Source organism: Streptomyces sp. NPDC058751, assembly GCF_042746485.1.
Lineage (GTDB): Bacteria > Actinomycetota > Actinomycetes > Streptomycetales > Streptomycetaceae > Streptomyces.
Genome location: NZ_JBHYPZ010000004.1, coordinates 50294 through 65827 on the forward strand (window position 1 = coordinate 50294; position 15534 = coordinate 65827).

Here is a 15534-nt window from a genome sequence, read left to right on the forward strand (position 1 = left end):
CACGGCCCCTCCCGCGCGTGCCCGACTGCGGGTGCATCGTGGTGGCCGTTCCGGGCCCTGCCGCCGGATCCCGGCTGCGGGTGTGTCGTCGTGGCGAAAGCCGGGGGGCGGCTCGGGCAGAAGCCCGTGGGCGGGTCAGTCGAAGCGGATGTGGCGCACGCTCGTCCGCGCCCTGCGCAGACGCCCGCGCAGGGCGCCGTCGCGGTTCGGCGCGAGCGTCAGCCCGGCGAGGACCGCTATCCGGTCGGCGGTCCTCGCGACCGTCGTCCCGTCGGTCCACAGATGCTCGGCGAACTCCGGCTCGCGCAGCCGCTCCAGACAGTGGTCGAGCCGCCCCACGGCCCAGCTCTCGCGCCGCAACGGGGTGTCCTTGCCGGCGACATGGCCCACGACGTGCCCGAAGCCGCGTTCGCGCAGCCGCCGCAGAACGGTCTCGCGCTCGGCCAGCAGCGTGAAGTGACGTACGTCGTGGCCCTGTTCGCGCAGCCGTCCGACCGTCTCCGCGAAGTACACGGGGTCCGTGACCGTCATGGGGGCGATGACCACGCCGTCCCGCCCGCCGAGCGCGAGGTCGAGCACCTCGACCACGCCCTGCCGCCAGGACACCAAGTCCTGGAAGTCACCGCGGAGTTCGGGCGGAAGCATGCGGTGCAGGCCGAAACCGGCGTGTTCCGGATCGCAGATGACGCTGCCGGGCAGGCGGCGCCGGATCTCGTGTGCGGTCTGTGTCTTGCCGCCCCCGAAGGGGCCGTTGATCCACAGGAGCATGCGCACAGACCCTAGTGCGCACCGGTCACGTCCGGGTCACGTCACCGCCTCGCCCGTCAGCCCAGCCCGCCCGCCCGGACGAGCCCCGTCTCGTAGGCGAGGACGACCACCTGGACCCGGTCGCGCAGGCCCAGCTTGGTGAGGATGCGCCCGACGTGGGTCTTCACGGTGGCCTCCGAGAGGACGAGCCGGGCCGCGATCTCCCCGTTGGACAGGCCCTGGGCGACGAGGATCATGACCTCGCGCTCCCGCTCGGTGAGCCGCTCCAGACCCCTGGGCCGGGTCTCCTTCCCGGCGTTGGGCAGCAGCGGAGCGAACCGGTCGAGCAGGCGCCGGGTGGTGGACGGCGCGACCACCGCGTCGCCGCTGTGCACCGAGCGGATGGCGGCGAGCAGTTCGCCCGGGGGCACGTCCTTGAGCATGAAGCCGGAGGCGCCCGCCTTCAGTCCGGAGAACGCGTACTCGTCGAGGTCGAAGGTGGTGAGGATCAGCACCTTCGGCGGGTTCGGGTCCGAGCAGATGCGACGGGTGGTCTCCACACCGTCGAGCTTCGGCATGCGCACGTCCATCAGGACCACGTCGACCTCGGTGGCACCCAGCACCTGCAGGGCCTCGACGCCGTCGCCCGCCTCGGCCACGACCTCCATGTCCGGCTGGGCGGCGAGCACCATCCGGAAGCCGGTGCGCAGCAGCACCTGGTCGTCGACGAGCATCACGCGGATCGCCATCGGGGGCCTTTCACTTCGTCGGGGCCGGTCGTCGGACCGGGTGTGTACAGGTGTCAGTGGGCCGCTTTGAGCGGCAGCAGGGCGCTGATGCGGAAACCTCCGCCGGGCCGGGGCCCCGCGTCCAGGGTGCCGCCGACCATGCCGACGCGCTCCCGCATGCCGATCAGGCCGTGGCCCTGCCCGTCGGCGCCGCCCTCCTCGTACAGCTCGTGGGGCGCTCCCTTGCCGTCGTCCTCGACGAGCAGGCCGAGGCCGTCGTCGAAGTAGACCAGACGCACGCTGGCGCCCGCGTTCGGGCCTCCGTGCTTGCGGGTGTTGGTCAGCGCCTCCTGGACGATGCGGTACGCCGTGAGTTCCACGCCGCTGGGCAGGGGGCGCGGGGTGCCCTCCACCTTGAAGTCGACGGGCAGGCCCGAGGTGCGGCACTGCTCGATGAGGTCGTCGAGCTGCTCGACGTCGGGCTGCGGCACGTACTCGCCGACCTCCTGGTGCTCGCCGGTGCGCAGGACGCCGAGCAGCCGGCGCATCTCGGCGAGGGCCTGCCTGCCGGTCCCCGAGATGGTCTCCAGCGCCTTCCTGGCCTGCTCCGGGGCGGTGTCCATGACGTACGCGGCGCCGTCGGCCTGCACCACCATGACCGAGACGTTGTGCGCGACGACGTCGTGCAGCTCGCGCGCGATCCGGGCGCGCTCGGCGGCGACCGCGACCTTGGCCTGCGCCTCGCGCTCCTTCTCCAGGCGGGCGGCGCGCTCCTCCAGCTGCGCGAGGTAGGCGCGGCGGGTGCGGATCGAGTCGCCGAGCACCCAGGCGAGCGCGAACGGGACGGTCTGGAAGATCGCTATGAAGACACCGCCGGGCCCGCTGGCCTCGGTCGCGGGCCAGCGGAGCTGCGCGAGCGTGCCGGCGCACAGGCCGCCGACCAGCGCGAGCCGGGAGGCCCAGCGGGCGCCGTTCGCGGCGACCGTGTAGATGATCACCAGCATCGCGAAGTCCTCGGGCGCCGACGGGACGTCCAGGACGAGCTGTGCGAGGCCCGCGACCACGGCCAGGACCAGCATCTTCTCGGGCATGCGGCGGCGCAGTGCGACGACCGCGCTCAGCGCGACGGCGATCGGGAGCGCCACGGCGGCCGGCGGTGGCTCCTCCGCGCCGTTGGCATTGCTGATGCTCGCCCAGGAGATCCCGAGCAGGGCGACGGCCCAGAAGCTGTCGACCCATGTCGGGTACCTGCGGAGGAGGTCATAGAGGCGCTGCACGTAACCCAGAGTAGGGAGGCCCACGGTGTGCCCGGGTCAACCGGAGGACCGATCCGGGACCGCCCCTCGTACTCCCCAAGGTGGATGCCCCCGCCTCCGGGGCACTTGGAAGGCCCCTGAGAGGCCCTAGGGCCTGCCGTTTGGATCATGCGGCGGGACGCGGGGCAGGGCACGCACATCTGCGGCGTTGTCGTCAGTCGACGACGCTCCGCGTCGCCTCCCTCCTCCGCCTTGCAGCTGCACGCCCCCTGCCCCGCTCGGCCCAGCCGACAAGGCACCGCGCCTCGGCACCACCTGATCCAAACGGCAGGCCCTAGCCTTGCCCGGTGGACGGTGCGGCGGCGGGTGAGTGGCGTGGGTGGCGCGAGGCGACGGAGGAGGCCCTGTACGGCCCCCGCGGCTTCTACCGCCGGCCCGAGGGGCCGGCCGGGCACTTCCGGACCTCGGTGCACGCCTCCCCGCTGTTCGCGGGCGCCGTGGCCCGGCTGCTGTGCCGCCTCGACGCGGCGCTCGGCCGCCCGGACCCGCTGGCCTTCGTGGACATGGCGGCCGGCCGCGGCGAGCTGGTGACCGGCGTCCTCGCCGCCCTGCCCGCCGACGTCGCCGGCCGCGTGCGCGCGTACGCCGTCGAGCGTGCGGAACGGCCGGCCGGCCTCGACCGGCGGATCTCGTGGCTCTCCGAGCCGCCGCGGGGGGTCACCGGGCTGCTGTTCGCCAACGAGTGGCTGGACAACGTGCCCGTGGACGTGGCCGAGACCGGCGCGGACGGAGTGCCGCGGCGGGTCCTCGTCCGCGCCGACGGGACCGAACGCCTCGGGGAGCCGGTCACCGGGGAGGACGCCCGGTGGCTGCGGAACTGGTGGTGGCCGCCGGCCGATGGCCGGCCCGCACCGGGAGACCGGCCGGAGCCCGCGCCGGGAGGGCTCCCGGACCCCGCGCCGGAAGATCTGCGCGCCCCCGCGCCGGAAGGCCGGTCCGGGCCCGTGGACGTGCGAGAAGCACCCCGCCTCCCGGGGGCGGACGCGGCTTCCGGGGCGCCCCTCGCGCCCGCCGGAGGCGCCCGGGCCGAGATCGGGCTCCCCCGGGACCTCGCCTGGGCCTCCGCCGTGGCCGCGCTCGACCGGGGACTCGCCGTCGCCGCCGACTACGCGCACTTCGCGGGCGGACGGCCGCCCTTCGGGACCCTCACCGGCTTCCGTGAGGGGCGCGAGACGGCACCGGTGCCGGACGGCTCCTGCGACATCACCGCGCACGTGGCGCTCGACGCGTGCGCCCTGCCGGGGGGCCGCGTGGTGACCCAGCGCGCGGCACTGCGCGCGCTGGGCGTGAGCGGCGCCCGCCCCCCGCTCGCCCTGGCGTCGACGGACCCCGCCGCCTACGTGCGCGCCCTCGCGGGCGCCGGGCAGGCGGCGGAACTCACCGCGCCGGGCGGGCTGGGCGACTTCGGCTGGCTGCTCCAGCCCGTCGGCTTCCCCGACGGCCCCTGGAACTCCCCCGCCGGCTCCGGGGGCTCCCCCGGAGCCGACGCCGTACTGCGCGACGCGCTACTTGTCGATGTCCCCGACCACGAAGAACAGTGACCCCAGGATCGCCACCATGTCGGCGACCAGCGTCCCGGGCAGCAGTTCGGTGAGCGCCTGGATGTTGTTGAAGGAGGCGGAGCGCAGCTTCAGCCGGTACGGGGTCTTCTCGCCCTTGCTGACGAGGTAGTAGCCGTTGATGCCGAGGGGGTTCTCGGTCCAGGCGTACGTGTGTCCCTCGGGCGCCTTCAGGACCTTCGGCAGGCGCTGGTTGACCGGGCCGGGCGGCAGCTCGGCCAGCCGGTCCAGACAGGCGTCCGCGAGGTCCAGGGAGTTGTGCGTCTGCTCCAGGAGGCACTCGAAGCGGGCCAGGCAGTCGCCCTCCTCGCGCGTGACGACCCTCAGGGTGTCCCGGAGCTCCCCGTACGCGAGGTAGGGCTCGTCGCGGCGCAGGTCGAAGTCGACGCCGGAGGCCCGCGCGATGGGGCCGCTCACGCCGTACGCGTGCACGGCCTCCGGGGTGAGCACGCCCACCCCGCGGGTACGCCCCCGGAAGATCTCGTTGCCGAGCACCAGGTCGTCGTACACGCCCATCCGCGCGCGCAGGGCGGCGACGCAGGCACGCGCGCGTGTGGCCCATCCGGCCGGAAGGTCCTCCTTGAGGCCGCCGACGCGGTTGAACATGTAGTGCATGCGCCCGCCGGAGATCTCCTCCATGACGTGCTGGAGCTCCTCGCGCTCCGTGAAGGCGTAGAAGATCGGGGTGATCCCGCCGAGCTCCAGGGGATAGGAGCCGAGGAACATCAGGTGGTTGAGGACCCGGTTGAGCTCCGCGAGCAGGGTGCGCATCCACACCGCGCGCGGGGGGACCTCCATGCCGAGCATGCGCTCCACGGCGAGGACGACGCCCAGCTCGTTCGAGAAGGCCGACAGCCAGTCGTGGCGGTTGGCGAGCATGATGATCTGGCGGTAGTCGCGCGCCTCGAAGAGCTTCTCGGCGCCGCGGTGCATGTAGCCGATGACCGGCTCCGCGTGCTGGATCCGCTCGCCGTCGAGTACGAGCCGCAGCCGCAGCACGCCATGGGTCGAGGGGTGCTGGGGGCCGATGTTGAGCACCATGTCGGTGCTCTCGGCGGCGCCGCCGATGCCGACCACGGTCTCCGTCGTGGGAGTCATGGCCACAGTCTCTCGTACGTAGGCTTGCTCCATGGAGACGGGGAGCGCGCGGACCGGGGAGAGCGCGCCGGGGGAGCCGGTCTGGACCGGACTGCCTCCGGGGCTGCTGCGTATGAGACGGCTGTTGCTGGTGGTGTGGCTGGGGCTCCTGACGGTCGCCGTCGGGCTGCTCCTCGCCCTGTTCGCCGGCCCGGGCTGGGCGGCCTTCGCCCTGCTGCCGCTCGCCCTCACCGTGTGGGGCTGGCACGTGCTGGAGCGCAACTGGCGTTCCTGGCGGTACGCGGAGCGCGCGGACGACCTGCTGATCAGCCGGGGGGTGCTGTGGCGTGAGGAGACCGTGGTGCCGTACGGGCGCATGCAGCTCGTCGAGGTGACCTCCGGGCCGCTGGAACGTCACTTCGGGCTCGCCGGCGTGCAGCTCCACACGGCCGCCGCAGCCACCGACGCGCGCATCCCGGGTCTCGACCCGGCCGAGGCCGAGCGGCTGCGGGACCGGCTGACCGAACTGGGCGAGGCACGATCGGCGGGCCTGTGAGCACGGCCTCCCCGGACTCCCCGGGACCCCCGTCCGGCGCGTCCGGCGCCCTCCCCGGGGCGGCCGCCGTACCGGGCGACGGCGGTCGCCCGCAGGAGGGGAAACCGCTGTCCGAGCGGCGGCTGCACCCCGTGACCCCGTTCCGGCGCGCCTGGGCACCGGTCGCCGTCCTCGCGGGCTGGGCCGTCCACGACCCGGGCCACGCGCAGGAGCAGCTGGCCCGGCTCACGACGACCGCGCTGCTCCTGGGGCTCGCCGTGATCGTCCCGGGCGCCGCCCTCTACGGCTTCCTGAGCTGGTGGTTCACCCACTTCGCGGTGACCGACACCGAACTGCGCATCCGTACCGGCCTGTTGTTCCGCCGTACCGCGCACATCCGGCTCGAACGGCTCCAGGCCGTCGACATCACCCAGCCGCTGCTGGCCCGTGTCGCGGGTGTCGCCAAGCTCAAGCTCGATGTCGTCGGGACCGACCAGAAGGACGAGCTGGCCTACCTCGGCGAGGGCGAGGCCCGGCGGCTGCGTGCCGAACTCCTCGCCCGGGCCGCCGGGTTCGCGCCCGAGTCCGCTCCCGATGTCGGCGAGGCGCCGGTCCGGCGGCTGCTGCACGTCCCGCCCGGAGTCCTCGCCGTCTCCCTGCTGCTCACCGGCACGACCTGGGCCTCCCTGGCCGCCGCCTTCGTCGTGCCCGCGGTGCTGTGGTTCACCACGCACAGCGTGTGGACGGTCCTCGCGACCGGGCTGCCCCTGCTCGGCGCGGCGGGCGCGAGCAGCGTGGGACGGTTCGTCGGCGAGTACGACTGGACGGTGGGCGAGTCGCCCGACGGCCTGCGCATCGATCACGGGCTCCTGGACCGTACGCACGAGACGGTGCCGCCCGGACGCGTGCAGACCGTACGGATCGTCGAGCCCCTGCTGTGGCGCGGCAGATGGGTGCGCGTCGAGCTGGACGTGGCCGGGTCGTCGAACTCGGTCCTCGTGCCCGTCGCCCCGCGCGGGGCCGCCGACGCCGTGATCGCAGCCGTGCTGCCCGGGGTGACCGTTCCCGCGTCCCTGGAGCGGCCGCCGCGGCGGGCCGGCTGGTGCGTGCCGTTCTGGTGGCGCGGGTACGGACTCGCCGTCACCGACGCCGTGTTCGCCGCGCGACACGGGCTGCTGCGGCGCCGCCTCTCCCTCGTCCCGCACGCCAAGGCGCAGAGCGTCCGGCTGACGCAGGGCCCCTGGGAGCGCTTCAAGGGGCTCGCCGACGTCCACGTCGACGCCGGGGCCGGCAGGCCGGTGACGGCCCGTCTGCGGGACGCCTCGGAGGCGGCGGCCCTCCTCCAGGCCCAGGCGGACCGGTCCCGCACCGGCCGCCGGGAGGCCCGCCCGGACCGCTGGATGTCCTGAGGGCCTGGATGTCCCGAGGGCGGGGTGGCGGACGAGGGCGCGTCCGCGGGGCGCCGGCTCACCGGCGGGAACGCGCGCTCACCGGCGGGAGCGCGGGACTCCGGGAGGACGCGGGACTCCGGGAGAACGCGGGGCTCCGGGGGAGCCGGGACGGAGAACGGGTGAGGGCAGTGGCGCCGTGCCACTGCCCTCACTTCGTCGCGTCCGGGGCCGGCCGGCGGCCCCGCGGATCAGGAAGCCGCGCTCCGCAGCCCCGTCATGTCGATGTGCTCGGTCTCGTCGTGCTCGGTCAGGTCGATGACCTGGCGGCCGGCGCCGTCCGAAGCCTCGCCCGCGGGCTCGGCCCCGGTCTCGGCACGCTGCGCGGCGAGCGCCTCCTGACCGACCACGTCGGCCAGGTCCTCGTTCTGCACGGCCTCCACCGCGGCGTCGTCGGACTCCTCCTGCTGCGTGCCGAAGAAGTCGAACCCTCCTTCGACCGAGGGGCGCCGCACCGGAGCGGACTGCGGGACGACGGCCACCGCGGTCGGCACGGTGAAGTGCTGCCCGGAGCGCTGGGCCGGCTTGGCGGGCGGAAGCGCCGCCCGCGCCGGCGGCGCCGTCACGGCCCGGCGGGAGGTCTCGGGCCCGGCGGACGACGACTCGGCGTCGGCGGCCGCGCGCTGGTGCTCGCGGGCCGCCTCGGGCTTCCCCTGCGCCCCACCCGCCTCCGTGACGGAGTCCGCGGACGGATCCGTCCCGGCGGCCGGAGCGCTCTCCGTGGCGGCTTCGCCCTTCGCGGCCGCGTCCGGCTCGGCCACCCGGTCCCTGGTCGCGACCAGGTCCTTCGTGGCGGCCGCGCCCTTCCGCAGTGCCGCGCGCTTCTTCGCCGCCGCGTCCCTCTCGACGGCCGCGTCCAGCGCGGACTCCACGGGAACGGGCGCGTCGTACAGGGACCTGGCGGTCGAGGAGCGGGTCGTGGAGGCCGGGTCGGTGCCGGGGGCGGCGGACTCGACGGCGGCGTCGGGGTCCGTGTCCGGCAGCGCGAGGGCCACCGACGTCGAGGCCGTCCCGGTGCCCTCCGCCTTCACGGCGTCGCCCGCGATCCGGCTCGACACCGCTCCGGCCCGCGGGGAGAGCGACGCCCCGGCGGACCCGTCGGTCCCGGCCTCCGCCTTCGCCTTCGCCTTCGCGTCGTCCTCGGCGTCCGGGAACTCCGCGTCGTCGTCGGGCGCCATGAACGCCTCGATGGCGTCGGCCCCGCTCACGGACGCGGAAACCCCGCCCCCGAAGCCCTCGGACGGTGCCGTCCCCTCGGAGGCGTCCGGTCCCCCGGGCGCCTCGGAGGCGTCCGGCACGTCCACCGCTCCGGAGGAGTCCGGGACGTCCGTGGAATCCGGGACGTCCGTGGAGTCCGGCGTCCCGGAGAAGTCCGGGGCCTCGATCTCGTCCGGAGCCGTCCGCGCGGCCGGCAGGGCGCGGGCCGGGACCGACGTCTCTATGGCGAGCTGCCTGCGCCCCTCCAGGGCGGTGGCCCGCTCCGTCTCGGCCGTGGCGTACCGTCGCAGCAGCGCGGCGTGCTCGTTGCGCAGGCCGGCCAGCTCGCTGCGCTTGGCGCGCAGCTTCTGCTCCAGCTTGGCGCGCAGCTCGCGCGACTCCTCGAGGTCCGTCTCCAGTTCGGCGACGCGCTCCTCGTGACGCCACTCGTCGCTCGCCCGCGCGCGCGTGAGGTCGGCGACACGTTTGCCGGCCGCGGTGTCCCAGCGGCGCAGGACGACCGCGCTGACGACCGCCGTCGCCGCGGCACCCGCGGCCAGGACACGGAGCGCGAACGCGTCCGTGAACAGCCAGGGTCCTATGGCGCAGACGAGCGACACGCCGGCGATCGCCGAAGAAGGCAGCACCCTGTGCAAGGGCGGGGAATGGCGGTGGCGTCCACGTGGCATGGCCAGAAACTTACCGCGCGTAGGCGAATCTTGGTGGCCCGCCCGGTAAAAACACAGTCTCCCCGGAGGCTCTGTCCTGTATCGAGCGTCTACAGGGCACACCCCTTGTCCCACAAAGCCCGTCACGCCCCCCGACCGCACCGGCTTCCCGATCAATTCCGCCGTCCCCGAACAGTTTCCGAATCGTCATCAGCGGGGTGCGCCATTCCACCGGGGAACGGCATTTCCCGGCGCCGGACAACCCAATTCGTCCGCGGGCGGGAGGCCCCGCGGGGAGGGGGTCGGAGCGGCCCGGCTCAGCGGTCGTCCAGGCGTCCGCTGAGCCACTGGAGGGCACCCGGGATCTCCCGCCGCCAGGTGTTGAAGTTGTGGCCGCCGCTGTCGAGGATGATCGACGAGATCCTGGTGGGCTTCCTGGATCTCACCAGCTCTATGAAGTCGAGCGTGTCCTTGTAGTTGGATTCGCCCACCTTGCTGCTGGTGACGAGGAGCGAGGTGTCGGGCGCGGGTCTGTTCCTCAGGTACCAGCGCAGATCGGCGCTGTCGCGCAGGGTCTCGTCACCCTGGAAGAGATCACCCGTCGTACGGTCGACCGGCGCCTTGTAGTACGGCGACAGGCCGGCTCCGGCCGCGTACACCTCCGGATGGTGGACGGCGAGTTTCAGCGCGCAGTACCCGCCCGTCGAGTCGCCGATCACACCCCAGTTCCGGGGTTTTCCGCCCACCCGGTAATGCGCCGAGACCGCGGCGGGGAGGTCCTTGGCGAAGAAGGACTCCGTCTGCGGTCCGCCGGGGACGTCCACGCACTCGGTGTCCCGGGGCGGGGCGACGGTCGGCCGCAGCATCACCAGGATCATCGGCCGGCTCTTGCCGCTCTTGACCAGGCGGTCCGCCGTCTGCGGGAAGTGCAGTGCCTTGATGAGCGCCCTCGCCGTCCCCGGATAGCCGGTCAGCACGGTGACCGCGGGGAACGTGCGGGTGCGGTACCGCGGCTGGAAGTACTCGGGCGGCAGGTACACGTACGCCGGTGTGGCGATCCGGGTCGTACGGCCGACGATCTCGATCTTCTGGATCTGGCCGCCGGTCCGCGGCCGCGCCCCGCCCGAGACGGCCACCTGCTCGGTGTCCACGACCTGGAGGGGGCCGGCTCCCGGACCGTTCGCGCCGTCGTGGTCGACGACCACGCCCTCACCGCGCTCGCGGCCGAGGAGGTCCGCCCAGCTCGCGTAGAACCCGAACGCCTGGTTGGCGTACAGCCCCACCGAGGCGAACAGCATCACCTGGGTGGCCAGCAGCAGCCCCACGCGCCCGGTGACGGACCGCCAGGTACGCCGGGCGAGCCGGGGCCACCACCACACCGTGCCGACGAAAAGCAGTACGGCGAGCAGGATCACCAATGCCAGCATCTTGTCGCTCGTGAGACCCACGGGGTGCACCGCCTGCGCTTTCCGTCCGGGTCCGTCCCGCCCATTGGCGAGGCCTTGCCCTGGACTTTCCTTGCCTTTTGAACCGGCTTTCCGGAAGGGAGTGAACCTGTCTCCCCAAGACACCGTCCTAGAGGGCGCAATGTCGCCGGATGCCGGAATGGCGCCGGATTCACGATCTCTCGCGGAACCACGGGATGCGATGTCTGTAAGGGTAGATGGGGAATTGTCGGGTGGGGTTCCGGGCCGGACGGGCCGGGCGCGGCGCGCACTGCGCGGTCCGAGCCCGGACGCCGTCCCCGCCCTGATCGCCAGGGCCTGCACGCTCGTGGGTCTCCTGGACATCGCCGCGGGCGTCTTCCCGCGCTTCCGTCACAGCCGTATGCACGCCCTGGCCGAGGTGCTGCCCGGCTCGTTCGGGCCCTTCGCCGCCGCGCTGTCGCTCAGCGCCGGCGTGCTCCTGCTGCTGCTCGCCCACGGGCTGCGGCGCCGCAAGCGCCGGGCGTGGCGCGCCGCGGTCCTGCTGCTGCCCGCGGGGGCCGCCGCGCAGTTCGCGTACCGCCACTCGGTGATAGGCGTCGTCATCTCGGCCGCGCTGCTCGCGCCGCTGCTGCGCCACCGCGGCGAGTTCGCCGCGCTGCCCGATCCGCGCAGCCGCTGGCGCGCTCTCGCCAACTTCGTTCTCATGGGCGCTGGTTCCCTCGTCCTCGGACTCGTCATCGTCAGCGTCCACGAGGACCGCATGATCGGCGACCCGAGCCTGGCCGACCGCATCAGTCACGTCCTGTACGGCCTGATCGGTTTCGAGGGCCCCGTCGACTACGCGGGACCCACCTCCTGGACCGTCGCCTTCTCCCTCGGCGCCCTCGGCTGGCTCACCGCCGTCACCACCGTCTACCTCGCCTTCCGGCCCGAGCACCCCGCCGCCCGCCTCACCGAGGACGACGAGGCCCGGCTGCGCGCCCTCCTGGAACGGCACGGCGGCCGCGACTCCCTCGGCCACTTCGCGCTCCGCCGCGACAAGGCGGTCGTCTTCTCGCCCAGCGGCAAGGCGGCGGTCACCTACCGGGTCGTCTCCGGGGTGATGCTCGCCAGCGGTGACCCCATCGGCGACGTCGAGGCCTGGCCCGGCGCGATCGAGCGCTTCATGGACGAGGCCAGGGCGCACTCCTGGACACCCGCCGTCATGGGCTGCTCCGAGACCGGCGGCGAGGTGTGGACGCGCGAGACCGGCCTCGACGCCCTGGAGCTCGGGGACGAGGCGGTGGTGGACGTCGCGGATTTCTCCCTGGCCGGGCGCGCGATGCGCAACGTGCGCCAGATGGTCAAGCGCATCGAGCGCGCCGGCTACGAGACCCGGGTACGGCGCATCCGTGACCTCGGCGAGGGCGAGCTGGAGCGGATACGGCGCGCGGCGGAGGACTGGCGCGGCACCGACACCGAACGCGGCTTCTCCATGGCGCTCGGCCGTATCGGTGACCCGTCCGACGGAGACTGTCTGATCGCCACGGCCCACAAGGCCGACGATCCGCCCGGCCCGTACGGCGACCTCAAGGCCGTCCTGCACTTCGTCCCGTGGGGCGCGGACGGCGTGTCGCTCGACCTCATGCGCCGCGACCGCTCCGCCGACCCCGGCATGAACGAGCTGCTCATCGTGGCGGCGCTCCAGGCGGCACCCCGCCTCGGCGTCGACCGGGTCTCCCTCAACTTCGCGATGTTCCGCGCGGCGCTCGCCCGCGGCGAGAAGATCGGCGCGGGGCCGGTGCTGCGCGCCTGGCGCGGACTGCTCGTGTTCCTGTCGCGCTGGTTCCAGATCGAGTCGCTGTACAAGTTCAACGCCAAGTTCCGCCCGCGCTGGGAGCCGCGCTTCGTGGTCTACGCCTCCTCCCGCGACCTCCCCCGCATCGGCTTCGCCGCCATGCAGGCCGAGGGCTTCGTGAACCTCGCCCTGCCCCGGATCCTGCGCCGCCGCGCACCGGTCCCGCGCCCCTGCGCCCACGCGGTGGCGGAACGGGGGGTCAGGGCGGCGTAGCCCGGGGCCTCCCGCCGCGTCCGGCCCCAGGAGGCTCCCCGCCCCCGCGGCGGCGGCCGCCGGGGCCGACGGAGGCGACGGGGCTTTCAAAGGGCGATGACGTATCACCCGTGGGGCCTAGGCTGGACGTATGAGCATCGAGCGCGGGCGCGGCCGAGTCGCGGGACTGCCGACGTGGGACCGCTGCGCGGTCATGGGGGTCGTGAACGTCACCCCCGATTCCTTCTCCGACGGCGGACGCTGGTTCGACACGACGGCCGCGGTCAAGCACGGCCTCGGCCTGGTCGCCGAGGGCGCCGACCTCGTGGACGTGGGCGGCGAGTCCACCCGCCCCGGAGCCACGCGCGTGGACGAGGCCGAGGAGCTGAAACGGGTCGTCCCCGTCGTCCGCGGCCTCGCCTCCGAGGGCGTCACCGTCTCCGTGGACACGATGCGCGCCTCCGTCGCCGAGCAGGCGCTCGCCGCGGGCGCGGCCCTCGTCAACGACGTCAGCGGCGGCCTCGCCGACCCCGCGATGATCCCCGTCGTGGCGGCCGCGGGCGCCCCCTTCGTGGTCATGCACTGGCGCGGCTTCCTGGCCGACGGGAACATCCAGGGGGCCTACGAGGACGTGGTCACCGAGGTCCTCGACGAGCTCCACGCGCGCGTGGAGGCCGTTCTGGCGGGCGGCGTCGCCCCCGACCGCGTCGTCGTCGACCCCGGGCTCGGCTTCTCCAAGGACCCCGAGCACGACCTGGCCCTGCTGGCCCACCTCGACCGCCTCCGCGCCCTCGGCCACCCCCTGCTGGTCGCCGCCTCCCGCAAGCGCTTCCTCGGCCGCGTCCTGGCCGGCCCCGAGGGCGCCCCGCCGCCCGCGCGCGAGCGTGACGCCGCCACCGCCGCCGTCTCGGCGATAGCCGCCCAGCAGGGCGCCTGGGCGGTCCGCGTGCACGAGGTACGGGCCACCGCCGACGCCGTGCGGGTCGCCCGCGCCGTCGAGGGCGCCCGGACCGGCGGGGCGGACGACACCGACGGCGGTCCGGCCGCAGAGGGAGCCCGGTGAGCACACCGCGTACCGACGTCGAGCAGGTCGAACTCGCCAACACGGCGTACTACGAGGCGATGGAGAGGGGTGACTTCGAGGAGCTGACCTCCCAGTGGCTGGCCCCGCTGGACACCTCCGACGACGACTTCGAGGGCGAGGGCGCCGTCGTGTCCTGCGTCCACCCCGGCTGGCCCGTCCTGAACGGCCGCGGCGAGGTGCTCCGCTCGTACGCGCTGATCATGGCGAACACGGAGTACATCCAGTTCTTCCTCACCGACGTGCGCGTCTCCGTGTCCGGCGACACGGCCCTGGTGACCTGCACCGAGAACATCCTCAGCGGCGGTCCCGCCCCCGAGGGCGGGGACGGGCTCGGCCCGCTCGTCGGCCAGCTCGTCGTCGCCACGAACGTGTTCCGCCGTACCGCCGACGGCTGGAAACTCTGGTCCCACCACGCCTCCCCCGTGCTGGCCGAGTCCGACGGGGAAGAGGACGAGGACACCGCCGGTTGAGTGGGATGCGGCCCGCGGGGACCGAAAGGTGATTGGAACCGCCGGTCCGGGGTAGGGGCGGCTACCTACCCGTGAGCCGCCGCGTTCCCCGGGGGAAACACCCGGTGAAGCCTTGTGGCCCTCACCGGGGCGCCCGTCCCCGTCGGCGAGCGTTGTCAGTGCCCGCGGGTAGATTCGTCCGAGGCCGGTGTGCCGACCGCAACCGGCGCACGACGGCCTTCACCCACGATTGTCAGGAGTGATTCGCGTGGATCGTGTCGCGCTGCGCGGCCTCAAGGCCCGCGGGCACCACGGTGTCTTCGAGAAGGAACGCGAGGAGGGCCAGACCTTCATCGTGGACCTGACGCTGGGCCTGGACACCCGGCCGGCCGCGGCCGACGACGACCTGGCGAAGACCGTGCACTACGGCATCGTGGCGGAAGAGGTCGTCGCCGTGGTCGAGGGCGAGCCGGTCGACCTCATCGAGACGCTCGCCGAGCGCATCGCCCGGACGTGCCTCAAGCACGACGGGGTCCAGGAGGTCGAGGTCTGCGTCCACAAACCGGACGCACCCATCACGGTCCCCTTCGACGACGTGACCGTCACGATCACCCGGAGCCGAGTATGACCGCGCCCTTCACCGGGGGTCAGAGCGACCCGACCGTCCAGCCGGTGCCCGCCTCCGTGGTCGAGCAGGTCGACGCCGCCGACACGACGCTCAGCAACCCCAGACGCGCGGTGATCTCCATCGGCTCGAACCTGGGCAACCGCCTGGAGAACCTCCAGGGCGCCGTCGACGCCCTGGAGGACACCCCCGGCGTCCGGGTCAAAGCCGTCTCCCCCGTCTACGAGACCGAGCCGTGGGGTGTCGAACCGGGCAGCCAGCCCTCGTACTTCAACGCGGTCGTGGTCCTGAAGACCACCCTCCCGCCGTCCTCGCTCCTGGAGCGCGCCCACGCGGTCGAGGAGGCCTTCCACCGCGTACGGGACGAGCGCTGGGGCCCGCGCACCATCGACGTGGACATCGTGGCGTACGCCGAGGTCGTCTCCGGCGACCCGGTGCTGACCCTCCCTCACCCGCGCGCCCACGAGCGGGCCTTCGTCCTCGCCCCCTGGCACGACGTGGATCCCGAGGCGCAGCTCCCCGGCCACGGCTCCGTCGCCGCCCTCCTCGACGCCCTCACCCTCGACGGTGTCGCGGCCCGCGCCGACCTGGAACTCCGGCTGCCCGAGTAGTCGTTAAGGTCAAGACGACCACAGGCCGGCCCGA

General features: G+C 73.7%; 14 protein-coding genes. 8 read left to right on the top strand and 6 right to left on the bottom strand.

Annotated elements, in window-relative coordinates; translation table 11 throughout:
- Positions 1-135 precede the first annotated feature (135 nt).
- From ACFW6B_RS05475 to ACFW6B_RS05485, 3 genes are read right to left on the bottom strand one after another with little or no spacing between them, the layout of a single operon-like run.
- Entirely contained in the window at positions 136-768 is a 633-nt protein-coding gene (locus tag ACFW6B_RS05475) for an AAA family ATPase (RefSeq protein ID WP_386592278.1), read from the bottom strand.
- Positions 769-824: 56 nt separating this feature from the next.
- Positions 825-1496, bottom strand: a complete 672-nt coding sequence (locus tag ACFW6B_RS05480; protein WP_386592280.1) for a response regulator — start codon at positions 1494-1496, stop codon at positions 825-827.
- A gap of 53 nt (positions 1497-1549) precedes the next feature.
- Entirely contained in the window at positions 1550-2752 is a 1203-nt protein-coding gene (locus tag ACFW6B_RS05485; RefSeq protein ID WP_386592282.1) for a sensor histidine kinase, read from the bottom strand.
- Positions 2753-3078: 326 nt separating this feature from the next.
- Between ACFW6B_RS05485 and ACFW6B_RS05490 the strand changes: the two genes are divergently transcribed.
- Entirely contained in the window at positions 3079-4332 is a 1254-nt protein-coding gene (locus ACFW6B_RS05490; RefSeq protein ID WP_386592284.1) for an SAM-dependent methyltransferase, read from the top strand.
- Here the strand turns inward: ACFW6B_RS05490 and ACFW6B_RS05495 are convergent.
- A complete protein-coding gene (locus ACFW6B_RS05495; protein ID WP_386592286.1) occupies positions 4297-5448 on the bottom strand; it encodes an NADH-quinone oxidoreductase subunit D in 1152 nt (383 codons plus the stop codon). The two genes, ACFW6B_RS05490 and ACFW6B_RS05495, sit on opposite strands and share 36 nt — an antisense overlap.
- Positions 5449-5479: 31 nt before the next feature.
- On the opposite strand from ACFW6B_RS05495, the gene ACFW6B_RS05500 reads away from it, so the two are divergent.
- The gene (locus ACFW6B_RS05500) at positions 5480-5983 is read left to right on the top strand and encodes a PH domain-containing protein (RefSeq protein ID WP_386592288.1); all 504 of its coding nucleotides are present in this window, start codon (positions 5480-5482) and stop codon (positions 5981-5983) included.
- Positions 5980-7371 (top strand): PH domain-containing protein, encoded by a 1392-nt coding sequence (locus ACFW6B_RS05505; protein WP_386592291.1) that lies wholly within the window; start codon positions 5980-5982, stop codon positions 7369-7371. Before ACFW6B_RS05500 ends, ACFW6B_RS05505 begins: the two co-directional genes overlap by 4 nt.
- A 230-nt stretch (positions 7372-7601) precedes the next feature.
- On the opposite strand, the gene ACFW6B_RS05510 is transcribed toward ACFW6B_RS05505, so the two are convergent.
- Positions 7602-9296 carry a hypothetical protein gene (locus ACFW6B_RS05510; RefSeq protein ID WP_386592293.1) on the bottom strand — a complete coding sequence of 565 codons (1695 nt, stop codon included), beginning with the start codon at positions 9294-9296 and terminating at the stop codon, positions 7602-7604.
- Between the two features lie 296 nt (positions 9297-9592).
- Positions 9593-10723 carry an alpha/beta hydrolase gene (locus ACFW6B_RS05515; RefSeq protein WP_386592295.1) on the bottom strand — a complete coding sequence of 377 codons (1131 nt, stop codon included), beginning with the start codon at positions 10721-10723 and terminating at the stop codon, positions 9593-9595.
- Between the two features lie 199 nt (positions 10724-10922).
- Here ACFW6B_RS05515 and ACFW6B_RS05520 point away from each other — a divergent pair, with 199 nt between their 5' ends.
- The 5 genes from ACFW6B_RS05520 (at position 10923) to folK (ending at position 15500) form a co-directional block, all read left to right on the top strand.
- The gene (locus ACFW6B_RS05520) at positions 10923-12752 is read left to right on the top strand and encodes a phosphatidylglycerol lysyltransferase domain-containing protein (RefSeq protein WP_386592297.1); all 1830 of its coding nucleotides are present in this window, start codon (positions 10923-10925) and stop codon (positions 12750-12752) included.
- A gap of 130 nt (positions 12753-12882) precedes the next feature.
- Positions 12883-13794, top strand: a complete 912-nt coding sequence (gene folP, locus ACFW6B_RS05525) for a dihydropteroate synthase (protein WP_386592299.1) — start codon at positions 12883-12885, stop codon at positions 13792-13794.
- Positions 13791-14285: a nuclear transport factor 2 family protein gene (locus tag ACFW6B_RS05530; protein WP_386592301.1), complete on the top strand. Its 495-nt coding sequence runs from the start codon at positions 13791-13793 to the stop codon at positions 14283-14285. The genes folP and ACFW6B_RS05530 overlap by 4 nt, the downstream gene beginning before the upstream one ends.
- A 247-nt stretch (positions 14286-14532) precedes the next feature.
- A complete protein-coding gene (folB, locus tag ACFW6B_RS05535) occupies positions 14533-14892 on the top strand; it encodes a dihydroneopterin aldolase (protein ID WP_386592303.1) in 360 nt (119 codons plus the stop codon).
- Entirely contained in the window at positions 14889-15500 is a 612-nt protein-coding gene (folK, locus tag ACFW6B_RS05540; RefSeq protein ID WP_386592305.1) for a 2-amino-4-hydroxy-6-hydroxymethyldihydropteridine diphosphokinase, read from the top strand. The genes folB and folK overlap by 4 nt, the downstream gene beginning before the upstream one ends.
- The last annotated feature ends 34 nt before the right edge of the window (positions 15501-15534 follow it).

Bases quoted from the DNA above. Each gene is read 5' to 3' on its own strand.
- ACFW6B_RS05475 (WP_386592278.1), bottom strand. From the start codon at position 768: ATGCTCCTGTGGATCAACGGCCCCTTCGGGGGCGGCAAGACACAGACC.
- ACFW6B_RS05480 (WP_386592280.1), bottom strand. From the start codon at position 1,496: ATGGCGATCCGCGTGATGCTCGTCGACGACCAGGTGCTGCTGCGCACC.
- ACFW6B_RS05495 (WP_386592286.1), bottom strand. From the start codon at position 5,448: ATGACTCCCACGACGGAGACCGTGGTCGGCATCGGCGGCGCCGCCGAG.
- ACFW6B_RS05500 (WP_386592288.1), top strand. From the start codon at position 5,480: ATGGAGACGGGGAGCGCGCGGACCGGGGAGAGCGCGCCGGGGGAGCCG.
- ACFW6B_RS05510 (WP_386592293.1), bottom strand. From the start codon at position 9,296: ATGCCACGTGGACGCCACCGCCATTCCCCGCCCTTGCACAGGGTGCTG.
- ACFW6B_RS05520 (WP_386592297.1), top strand. From the start codon at position 10,923: ATGTCTGTAAGGGTAGATGGGGAATTGTCGGGTGGGGTTCCGGGCCGG.
- folP (WP_386592299.1), top strand. From the start codon at position 12,883: ATGAGCATCGAGCGCGGGCGCGGCCGAGTCGCGGGACTGCCGACGTGG.
- folK (WP_386592305.1), top strand. From the start codon at position 14,889: ATGACCGCGCCCTTCACCGGGGGTCAGAGCGACCCGACCGTCCAGCCG.